The organism is Paenibacillus terrae (assembly GCF_005217525.1).
Classification (GTDB): Bacteria; Bacillota; Bacilli; order Paenibacillales; family Paenibacillaceae; genus Paenibacillus; species Paenibacillus terrae_C.
Genome location: NZ_PNXQ01000014.1, coordinates 503,914 through 513,023, shown reverse-complemented (window position 1 = coordinate 513,023; position 9,110 = coordinate 503,914). Strand labels below are relative to the sequence as shown.

General features: G+C 41.6%; 7 protein-coding genes and 1 pseudogene. All 8 read right to left on the bottom strand.

Annotated features, from left to right (window positions below; all coding sequences use genetic code 11):
- Positions 1-34: 34 nt before the first annotated feature.
- A complete protein-coding gene (gene cas2, locus C1I60_RS17155; protein ID WP_137062834.1) occupies positions 35-325 on the bottom strand; it encodes a CRISPR-associated endonuclease Cas2 in 291 nt (96 codons plus the stop codon).
- A gap of 8 nt (positions 326-333) precedes the next feature.
- Positions 334-1,364 (bottom strand): annotated as a pseudogene (cas1c, locus tag C1I60_RS17150) (type I-C CRISPR-associated endonuclease Cas1c).
- On the bottom strand, positions 1,361-2,020 hold the full coding sequence (gene cas4 / locus C1I60_RS17145) for a CRISPR-associated protein Cas4 (RefSeq protein WP_137062833.1): 660 nt from the start codon (positions 2,018-2,020) through the stop codon (positions 1,361-1,363). Before cas4 ends, cas1c begins: the two are co-directional and overlap by 4 nt.
- Positions 2,007-2,882 carry a type I-C CRISPR-associated protein Cas7/Csd2 gene (cas7c, locus tag C1I60_RS17140; protein WP_137062809.1) on the bottom strand — a complete coding sequence of 292 codons (876 nt, stop codon included), beginning with the start codon at positions 2,880-2,882 and terminating at the stop codon, positions 2,007-2,009. Before cas7c ends, cas4 begins: the two co-directional genes overlap by 14 nt.
- Positions 2,883-2,939: 57 nt before the next feature.
- Positions 2,940-4,895, bottom strand: coding sequence for a type I-C CRISPR-associated protein Cas8c/Csd1 (gene cas8c, locus C1I60_RS17135; protein WP_137062808.1), 1,956 nt, complete (start codon positions 4,893-4,895; stop codon positions 2,940-2,942).
- Positions 4,892-5,611, bottom strand: a complete 720-nt coding sequence (cas5c, locus tag C1I60_RS17130; RefSeq protein WP_137062807.1) for a type I-C CRISPR-associated protein Cas5c — start codon at positions 5,609-5,611, stop codon at positions 4,892-4,894. Before cas5c ends, cas8c begins: the two co-directional genes overlap by 4 nt.
- Positions 5,612-5,724: 113 nt before the next feature.
- Complete coding sequence (gene cas3, locus C1I60_RS17125) at positions 5,725-8,214, bottom strand: CRISPR-associated helicase Cas3' (RefSeq protein WP_137062806.1); 2,490 nt, start codon at positions 8,212-8,214, stop codon at positions 5,725-5,727.
- A gap of 3 nt (positions 8,215-8,217) precedes the next feature.
- Positions 8,218-8,535 (bottom strand): hypothetical protein, encoded by a 318-nt coding sequence (locus C1I60_RS17120; protein WP_137062805.1) that lies wholly within the window; start codon positions 8,533-8,535, stop codon positions 8,218-8,220.
- Between the last annotated feature and the right edge of the window lie 575 nt (positions 8,536-9,110).

The following is a 9,110-nucleotide window of genomic DNA, read 5'->3' as shown; positions in this document are numbered from 1 at the left end:
TCCGGGGTTTTTATGTGAGCTTCACATTCGCACCTTACAGAATCAGCGGGCTTTCCATATCGTAAGATTCTTTTGCCCCCATATGCTCTACCTTCTTTTTATAGTTATCTCCTAAATTGTAGAAACGCAGACTGTCTTCTTTTTTGTCTATCAATTCTTCTAATTCATACTTCAAACGGCGAAACTGGGCCGAATCCAAAATGCACTCAAACACGGAATTTTGCACCCTTTGTCCGTGATCTACACACTTTTTTGCAACCTTGGCCAATCTTTTTCTGCCTTCCCTGTCTACTGTGCTTACATCATACGTAATTAGAATTAACAAGATCACACCTACTTCCACAAAAATGGAGGGTACTCGTCCAGATCTCCCCGAATATGTCTAGCCAAGAGCAAAGCCTGTGAATAGGGCACAAGCCCCCAAGGCATTTTCTCATTCAAATAAGGATGAATAATCTTCTCCTGCTTGCGTTCCTGCCATGCCTTCAATACTATTTTTCTCGTATCATCGTCCATAATCACAGCGCCATTTTCTTTCCTGTAAAATCCTTTGCCATGAATCAACTTTTTATTAATCAGTGTAAGAACAAAACGGTCGGCATATACTCCACGAAGCTCTTCCATCACATCCAATGCCAACGAAGCTCGTCCCGGACGGTCTCTATGCAGAAAACCTACATAAGCATCCAATCCGACAGCTTCAAGTGCAGATTTCATATCGTTGGACAGAAGTGTTAGGCAAAGGATAATAAAGCATTGACATTATCCAACGGCGGGCGTTTATTGCGTCCGTGGAAGTAAAAATCCTTCTTTTGCTGCAAAATCAGCTCATCAAAAACCGAATTGTACTGTACAGCCGCCGCACCCTCCAAACCACGCAAAATGTCCAGGTCCTCCACTTCACGGACTTGCTGCATGGCCCCTGCTAAAGAAGCAGTCACCTTTTTCATTCGATCAGCGTCAATACGTAGGGGATAGTCCCTTGTCGCTCGCTCCAAAATCCATTTATTATTATATATCTTGCCTATAATCATATTTCTGGCTACAAGAGCACTTCTTTGGTCATCATCGGAAATCCGATATTGTTCTTTTCGGAGTACCACATTTCCACGGCTCTCTCCGATCACACGTGCCAAAAAGCGTCCAGTTCGCGTCATAAAGGTTAAATCTATATTGCGTGATGCACAAGCACCCATCAGACCCGGACTTACCCCTGCATAGCCAAAAGTACATACAGCTTCCAGGTTATGCAACGGGTAGCGTGCCAGAATGGCCTCTTCTTGTTTAATCACAATGTTGTCCCCATCCAGTGACAAGTACGTATCCGGCAAGGTAACAAACAACGTATTCAGTAATTTTTTCATTCAGCTATCCTGCTTTCAATGAAACTGGAAACAGACCTTTTATTTAAAATTTCCGGCACACATATGTGCTGAAGCGAGCAGCTTTGGCAATGTGGCCCTGCTTTGGATTTAGGTGTATGGTTTCGCTCAAAATAATGCCGCATTTCCTGAATACTTGCTCGCACCCGTTCACGGTCAGCAGCAGTGATCACAACCTCTACCCGATGCTTGATCTCATCGTAATAAAAGTAACCTTTTGCAATATCACACACGAGCATTTCTTCAAGACACATCACTTGTGCGACCAACTGGGAATGGTCCGAATCATTTCGTTTGGGTTTGCCACGCTTGTATTCAACAGGAAAAGGAAGATACATCCCTTCCTCCCCTGCCAGCGGAACCCCATGAGCATCCCGTACAAACTCTACGACGTCACAGATTCCAGTAATACCAAGCTCTCTGGAGTGTATAGGTAATGCGCGTACGACGAGTTTATCCCCTCTTTTTTCACGAATCATGGGCTGATCCGCTTTTCGGTGTAAATGATCCCCCTCGATCGTCCGCACGTTTTCTTCCCATTGCTGCTCAATGTGAATTAACGCCCATTGTCTTCTACAGAAGTTAAAATGCTGAATACCGGATAGCAGCAAATAATCCTCTTCGTTATAGTTCTGGATATTCACGGGGCACTAAGCCTTCAAGTGGTGTGAGTATGCATTCATAATGGTCATCAAAAGATCTGTTGAGTTCGTCTGCGTTTTCTTTCAATCTCACCTTTAAAGAACGGTGTACCTTAGCCGATGAGTATTGTCCAAGTTTGGAATGATGCTCCCACCAATATACCTTATGGACCTCCATGCTACCGTCAGGACGAGCGGAGGATACGTCATTTTCAAACAGTGTTTGTAAGGCTTCCCGAATTTTCTCTGCATCCTCATAGGTAAATCCTGTTTTTTCAGCTAGTTGCGTATTGATACTTCCCTTAAATACGTACACACCAAAATCCACCCGATGCTTCATCCCCATCGTATCCGAGCCTCTTTCTTTCCCCGGTTCGGAGTTTACACTTTTAGTGATTTGCATACTTGTAATATCAATGGGATCAACACTGGTAGCCGTATGTATAGATACAGGACCTCTTACCCCGACGGATACTCCTGCGCCTTTACTAGCCGCTTTGAATGCAAAAACCTGACCGAAGCTACGAACATCCATCCATTCGCGGCAGGCGATGCTGGCAAATTCATCGCTGGAACCTTCCTTGCCCTTAAAAAATTTTTCCAACTCAGGATTTGCATCTGCACGCTCTCTTAAACTACTAAAAGAATCCAATTTCCGATCATTAGATTGAACAAAAATAGACGCTCCCATATCTTGCAGACGATTTCTTATTTTCCGTTTCAGTGCCACATCCGAAATTTCGCCATAGCCATCGTAATTTTGGCGTGGACGATTACCATTCAGCGGATCGCCATTGGGATTTGCTTTCGTGACAGACAATACAACTGCAAAATCAATTTTATGATCCAAAATAGACATGTTATTATTCTCCTTTGAATGTAAACTCTATATTTTTAACGTTTCTGATGATCAGTATTATTTTTTCACATCTGCGATGTCGCTGTCTTGGTCGTCGTCATTTCCTGTGGTATCGCCCTCATGATTCTTTTTATCCTTGTTATGATAGATTTCATAGCGTTGACTATACAAGCCGAGCAAATACTTGCCGGTTAGCGGTTTGTTATTGAATTCATCCATGGGTATTTTTGAGGCTACTTCATCAATCATATTGGAGTAATAGTTTAAGCGTTTTCCAAGTTTAGCCTGATGTGGCTGCAGGGCATTCTGAATGGTCCTCCAAGTTCTTTCAGGATGTTGTGAGAATGCGCTCATATACCGTATGGCATTAGTGGATCGCTTATCCTCTTTGTCCAATGCACCTCGCTCCATCACATCTGCTATCGCTAACAATCTGCCAAATAAATAACTACGATCCGTATTTTCTTTATCTAATGCCACACTGTATCCCTCCTGTTTGTTAATCAATGCACATGTTATACTCAGTGTCTTCTCCCATTCCCATTTTTCCATAGATACCGGGTTAGAGGCACGGTGAATAGCACTCCTCACAATATCCTGCGGAATGGGCCGACCATCTACGATACATGGAAGCATTCGTTCCATCAGACCTTTAACGAGTTTGTCATTCGCCTTAGGGCCGTAGGCCGCGAAAGCAATATCTTTGGTCGCCGGAGCACCCCAAAATTGTAAAAGCTCACCTTGCTCATCCTTCTGGTAACGGTGCAGCCAGGCGCATGTGGAATGCCAGTCAATCAGCTTGTCAAAATACAATGCTTTATCCAAATTCCGATAATACAGTACAGCCATCCGTCCCGTTGTTGCTGAATCCAGCACAAGAATATTAACTTTGGCCTTGGAAGCCGATTTGACAGCTAGTTTATGGCTATAGCCAGTTAGTGCTTTGGCCAAATCAAAGGCAATCTCTTCGTTGGTATGGCTTTTGATTGCTTTTGGCCTGGATGATTCAAGACCAAAGCCCATTGCAAAAATGTTTTCATTGTCAGTAGGGTTAGGCACATCAGCAGAATCATTACCCCAGACTAGAAAAACACGGTTATCCATGATTTTACCTTGACGATGAATCAGCCACTTTAAGGCGTTATGAGCTTTTTGGGATACCTCATAACTGATGCTTGCTGCTTCATGACTATGGGCAAACCGTCCTCTGAATGTGAACCCACTCGTATCATTGGCAGAAATCAGCTTCGCTTTGTCCCCAGAGTTTCTGATTTTATTAGCGTGTTTATCTGTGCTGGGGAGCTGGTTCCCAGTTACATAGCAAATATCTTCTTCGCCTAGTAACTTACTGTAATAACCAATAAATGAATTAAATAGTTCTTTATCCTGCCATACTTTAGTTAACGCTTGATTTGGTGAATAGACATTAAAACGGATAAATACGCTCTCCAGTTCACCGGGAACTGCCGTAAATATACGTGGTTTTTCCGCAGCTAAATGCTCATACTTCTTGTCCCATTTACTTAGTAATTTCTGATCCTCATCGAGATATAAAATAGACGCGTTTACCAAGTCTTGAATCAGTTGGCGCTTGCTCAAGTAACGATAGATGCTTTTCAGCTTGGGAGTCGCATATTTTGAAGTAGCCCAACCTTCCAACTGATGAATATAAGCAGCAAATGGTTCTTCTTTTTTAATTTTTCCTCCATAAGCTACAAAATCTCCGGCAACATAGCTTAATTTATCATGCAGCGGATAAGGTGCTACGACAGAGCCAGCCCGGCTGGCTGATTTCTCCGTGCAAGGAATCAATGTGCTAAAATCGTCTTTATCCAGCACTTTAGCTGAATGAAAATCACCTTGCTCTGTAATCTCTACTTCAATCTGCGCATTTTGGGTCGTGTGGGAGATGGGCAGGAGCGTGTATTCACGATCATTGTATTTCTTCTCAATCACACCAACACGGTCAAGGTTGGATTCATACGTTTCATATAGATTTAGCAGCCAGCTCATTTCATGCTCCACCCCTCCCACTCTGCAAGCAGCTCGTCTGCGGATTGAACGTTATTTTCAGCAAATTGTTTGGGCTGCATTTCGCCTATGATACGAACTTGTGGGCATTTCTCCGGTGGAATAAACTCAATGACCCCGTCCTTCATCACAGCATTCCACAAGCGCACCTCCAACTGATTTCGACCTGTCTCATCGGGGTAGTTCATTCCATGCACCATATTTCCCAAATGAATATCTCCATAATTATCATAGAAACCGGGGGATTCACCAAAAACACATGGCTCTACATAAGCTTGGCATTCCCGTGTGCCCAGGAAAATATCTCTGCGTCCACCCGCCAGTAAGGAGCGTTTGAGTATATTGTGATGCTTGTTTTCGTTACGATCATATTCCATCTCGGGACGATGCGGATTAAAAATAAAATGAGCCTGAACCTCATAGCACGGGTCTTTCAGGTAAGTATAATTAGCAAGCGTATTACCGCCGCCGTATTCAATGGGCCGAATCCCCTTGGACTCCATCCGAATAGGCTTTAGTACACGAACCTTGTCAACAATCATCGTAAGGGTGGGTTTCCAATAAATACTTTCTACGATCCCTTTTAGCGCCTGATAGGTTGGTACACTATACGTTAATTTCTCACCACCAAGTTTGGTTAGCGGGTCTGTGAACAGTGCATAGTCTCCATACACTTTGAATTCGATTGCGTTTCTCAACTAGCATAATCCTCCTTTCTATTCCTATTTTTTCTACATACAATACCAGAATATTACTTTCGTCATAGTCAGTCAACGTAAAAGATAAGTCCTGAGTCCCAATAAAGGCCATGTTAAAGGACAAAATCACTAAGAGGACTATCATTTTCAAGGTTAATACCATAACAATCATGATAGGCCCCATCGGTTAAAGCCAATATTTTTCCATCCAGAAAAGAAACTAGCGCCTTATTTCGATCCAGTTGTTCTTTCTCAAAGTGAGATATATTAATGGTGTATGGTTGCGCCCTGCGCAGCAAACGGGTAAGATCATCTATGCTTTGCTGTCCATTGAGATCAGCGATAATTTCTCTTCCTTCTTTTTCTCCATTCCCATATGGAACAATTACAGCTGTCGTATGATCCTCAATGACTTGAAAATGGTTCGCCGCTGTCTTATAGCTATTCGCTAAGAATAGGGGAAGAACCCTACCCTTCTCATCGTAATAAGAGCGATAATACGTATTTTCACTGCGATCGGCAGATAATAGTTCAGTCATATTTTTTCTTAGCTTAGGTACAAAATAGTTCAAATCTATTGCCAGTTCGGTGTAATATTTTTGGAAATATACCTCCATAGCCTGTGCTGACAATACATTACCTCCGAAGCAAGTTTCGTCACGTTTTAAGTCAATGAACATTTTTCTAGTAATTTCTTTGCCGATCTTAATTTCTTTTAAACGCTTGAGATTTTCTTCTTCATGATCTATGACATACACTTGCTTCTTGTTATCTTCTCCGTGGCGATTACATCTGCCCGCTGCCTGAGCAATAGAATCCAAACCAGCCAACGACCGAATCACACACTTAAAACTGATATCCACTCCCGCTTCAATCAATTGTGTACTGATGCAAACGACAGGCTCTTTATGCTTCAAATGTTTTTTCACTTGCTCCAATATATCATTGCGGTGGGCGGGGCACATGGATGTACTTAAGTGGTAAATTGGAGCTGTACTATTGCCTTCTTTTAATCGGCGGTATAAATTTTTGACCACCGCTTTTGTATTGAGAATAACAAGTAGGCTTGATTCATCAGCAAGTCTTTGCTCAACGAAATCGGCAAGTTTCTCCGTATTCATGTTCACGTCCGTTGCTTTATCCACAATTTCAACCCGCTGAAACGATTCAATGACATGATCGAGTTCATGCACCATTTCGGCATCCGGTTCAATGTCCAGCTTGTTGTGAACAAAATCCAATTCCGGTTGCGTAGCCGTGCAAAGAACAATACTTGAAGAGGCATACGTTTTCAAAAAATTCAGCGCTTGGTTAAACAATGAAATACAGTGTGTGGGGACTTTTTGGACTTCATCAAAAATAATAACCGACTCACTCAAATTGTGAAGTCTACGGATATTTCTGCTGCCATCTGCGTAAAACACATTTAAAAATTGCACCATGGTGGTGAAAATGATCGCTGAATCCCAATGATCCTTGGCCAGCTTTAATTTTTGCTGCGTGTTCACCACAACATCTTCAAGCTCATGACGCTCACCGTCTATATCCTCTATTTCATTCATGACCACATTGGAGTGGTGCTCCAGAAGGTTGCCGTCATCTTGTATTATTTCACGAACCTCCCGTGCGTTTTGTTCGATAATGGTCGTGAATGGAACCACGTATATGATATGCTTCTTTTCAAATGTGACCGCATGTTTTAGGGCATAACGCAGACTAGCCAGCGTTTTTCCACCCCCTGTAGGGATTGAAAGAGTATGTATGCCGGAAGGATTGTCTGCAAATTGCTCACATTGCTCGGACATTTGTTTTCTAAGCAGATTAATGGATGTGTCGGCATCCTCTCCTGATTGCAGAGCGTTAATACGCTCCATTAGTCTGTTATAATACGTTTGAAATAGCTGTTGGCGATTCATAGATTCATCTGTACTTTTATCGTCCATACTCTTATTTTCTTCAAAGCAGCGGGTATTCGTGCGATCCGCATCAATCAAAGCACTGAACACAAACTTGGATAAGAACATCATTTGGAGTTCAACGTCTGGACTATGATCCCGCTGCATATACTCAGCCAACTCGGCCCCTGCTTGATTGACATAATGATAGAATTCAGATTTTTTCATCACCTGCTCGTAAAAAAGGGAGACTGCATGATCAAATCCCTCTAATTCCCGGTCACGCACCCGATCCAAAAATTTTGATTCCAGGTCAGGATCTAAAAAATCCTGCAAATAGGCATGATGTGAAATAATCGCATTTCCTACAACTTCGGATAATAGTGCCTTGTTCATGAAATCCTGCTGATCAAATGTCCCTTGAGGGGGGATATGAAAGAGATTGTATAGCAGCTTTCCACCAGCCGTGGAATGATCTACACTTCCCCGCTTCGGTGGATTGTCAGGATTTTGTACAGCTAATCGTATGTAATCTTGAAACTTTTCTGTGTATTTGCCCAAGTCATGCAACATACCGGCTAGTCCGGTGATATGTCGAATACCTATTTTGGCACCATAAGATTCTGCTAATTTTTGAGTCTCTAGCAAGTGTTCGACTACCGTCTGAATCTTTTGGTCATTTTCCCGTATGTGGGCGATATAGTCCATTTTTTAATCTCCTTTAATTTTATTTAAAAATAGCCTTTTCCAAGTAATCACTAGCCACATCGGAAGCCAAAAAAGCATAAATAAAATGTATATGATAGCGATAACTCCTTTTTGACCTATTACAAGATAAAGATTATGTAGAGATTGATAAAGATCCTCTCTAGCTGTTGACATTTCCTCATCTTTTTCCGCTGGGTCCTGTTCCTGCATTTCCTGCTGTACACGCTCTGTTAATTCCTTTGATATAAACCAATATCCTACTATAAGGCCTATAACTAGATAGATATAAAAATACAGACTAGGAATATATAATAAATTCATTCGTTTTCCTCCTATACAACCAGATGCTGTTACTGAATAAATGGAAATATATTGAATCCTTCTTCTCCATCAATTCTTGTTCTCCGTGTCCTCCAATATGGTAAGCTTAGCAACCATATATCGCTCGTTGTTTATGGTGACTTCAACAGCAGACTTCCATTCCTCTTATCTTTCAACTGGGGCTACACATATAAAATAAACCCTGTTCCTCTGCCTTCATTTATTATTGGTGTAAATGAGCTTATATGGTCTGGTTCTGAATATATATCGGCGTCAATTCACATTTTTCAAGCATCCGATAATTGATATTCCAAGATTGGCAGTGAATAGAGATGATGATTCCGAAAAGACGAATGGCTTTATTAATTATGGTAAAACTCTTCTTACTATGTAAACATCTATATTATTTATCGTCATTTGATAATTGATTTTTCAGATTGAACTGATCTAACAGAAATAAAATTTTCTTTTACATCAGTGTACAAGATAAATATTCACCGAATAAATAAAATCTCATAATCCGCTTGTGTATTTTAGTGAAGTGTAGGGTGCAGTTAGGGAAGTTTACACGAGGA

Excerpts from the sequence above, each read along its gene's own strand:
- cas7c (WP_137062809.1), bottom strand. The coding sequence starts at position 2,882 with ATGTCTATTTTGGATCATAAAATTGATTTTGCAGTTGTATTGTCTGTC.
- cas8c (WP_137062808.1), bottom strand. The coding sequence starts at position 4,895 with ATGAGCTGGCTGCTAAATCTATATGAAACGTATGAATCCAACCTTGAC.
- cas3 (WP_137062806.1), bottom strand. The coding sequence starts at position 8,214 with ATGGACTATATCGCCCACATACGGGAAAATGACCAAAAGATTCAGACG.
- C1I60_RS17120 (WP_137062805.1), bottom strand. The coding sequence starts at position 8,535 with ATGAATTTATTATATATTCCTAGTCTGTATTTTTATATCTATCTAGTT.